The organism is Mesorhizobium sp. M1A.F.Ca.ET.072.01.1.1, from assembly GCF_004023325.1.
Taxonomy (GTDB): Bacteria; Pseudomonadota; Alphaproteobacteria; order Rhizobiales; family Rhizobiaceae; genus Mesorhizobium.
The window spans coordinates 1-1,323 of the sequence record NZ_RZSF01000645.1 but is presented as its reverse complement, the minus strand read 5'-3'; the positions used below and the strand labels follow the sequence as shown (position 1 = coordinate 1,323).

The 1,323-nt window shown below is 66.9% G+C and carries 1 protein-coding gene and 1 pseudogene; one reads left to right on the top strand and one right to left on the bottom strand.

Annotated elements, in window-relative coordinates:
* The coding region (locus EOA32_RS37255) for a polyprenyl synthetase family protein (RefSeq protein WP_145971517.1) at window positions 1–837 on the bottom strand (837 nt) is incomplete at its 3' end.
* Window positions 838–966: 129 nt separating this feature from the next.
* On the opposite strand from EOA32_RS37255, the pseudogene EOA32_RS37250 reads away from it, so the two are divergent.
* A pseudogene (locus EOA32_RS37250) lies at window positions 967–1,323 on the top strand (transglycosylase domain-containing protein); the annotation flags it as partial.

The window sequence follows — 1,323 nt, the reverse complement described above, 5'->3', positions numbered from 1 at the left end:
CGCCTGGGCGATGAGGCCGTGAAGCTGCTCGCGCGCCCAGTCGGCGCCGTGCAGCGCAGCAAGTGTCGCCTTGCCGGCAGCGGCGTCCTTCTTGGTCGCCTTGCCCATCTGCTTTGCGTCGGCGGTGAGGTCGAGCAGGTCGTCGGCAAGCTGGAAGGCAAGACCGATCGACGAGCCGAACTCCGCCAGCCTTTCACGGTCGACGGCGGATGCGCCGGCGATCATGGCGCCTGCCTCGCAGGCGAAACGGATCAGCGCGCCTGTCTTCATCGCCTGCAGACGGATGATGCCGGCCTCGTCCGGCCGCTTGCGCTCGGCCTCGAGGTCGAGCGTCTGGCCGCCGACCATGCCGCCGGCTCCGGCGGCACGGGCGAGCGCCAGCACCAGCGCCGCCCGTCGCTCGGCCGGCAACGCGGTCGCCTCGTCGGCGATGATGTCGAAGGCCAAAGTCAAGAGCGCGTCGCCGGCAAGGATCGCGGTTGCCTCGTCGAAAGCTTTGTGCACCGTCGGCTGGCCGCGGCGCAGATCGTCGTCGTCCATGGCAGGAAGATCGTCATGGATCAGCGAATAGCAATGCACGCATTCGAGCGCGGCGGCGACGCGCAGCGCCGCCTCGTCATTTGCCGAAAACAGCGCCGCGCTTTCCATCACCAGAAAAGGGCGGAGCCGCTTGCCGCCGTTGAGCACGCCATGGCGCATCGCCGCCATCAGGCGTTCCGGCCGGGCGATCTCGCCGGAGAGCAGAGGCGCATCGAAGACCTGCCGCAGCAGGACCTCGACTGCTGCGGCGCGCGTAAAAAGCGCGGATTCGAAGGCCACCTGGTCGTCTTTCAACATGGCCGGGACCGGTAGCCGACACTCAGACGTTGCGCAAGCAGCCTCGCGCCATTATGCCGAAGTAGCGGGTGGCACGGGTGGGGCGGCTTGACGGAACCGATCGTCGAACATGAAAGCGAAGGGCTGGACATGGCACGGCCGCGGCGCCTGAACCGCGCCGGTCTCAAGCGCCTTGGCCGGCGCTGCCTGGTCGCGGCGATCGTGCTGGCCGCGATGCCGGTCGCGCTCACCTTTCTCTATCTGCCGCCCTTTGTGCATCCGGTTTCGACGCTGATGCTGAAGGATCTTGTCACCTTCTCCGGCTACGACCGGCGCTGGGTATCGATCGACGATGTGGCCCCGGTGCTCATGCATTCGGTGATCATGTCGGAAGACGGCCAGTTCTGCTTCCATCGCGGCGTCGACCACGCCGCGCAATTCGCCGAGGTCGACGCCGCGATGGAAGCAGAACTGGCCGTCTTCCGACATGATCACCGAATGCATGAG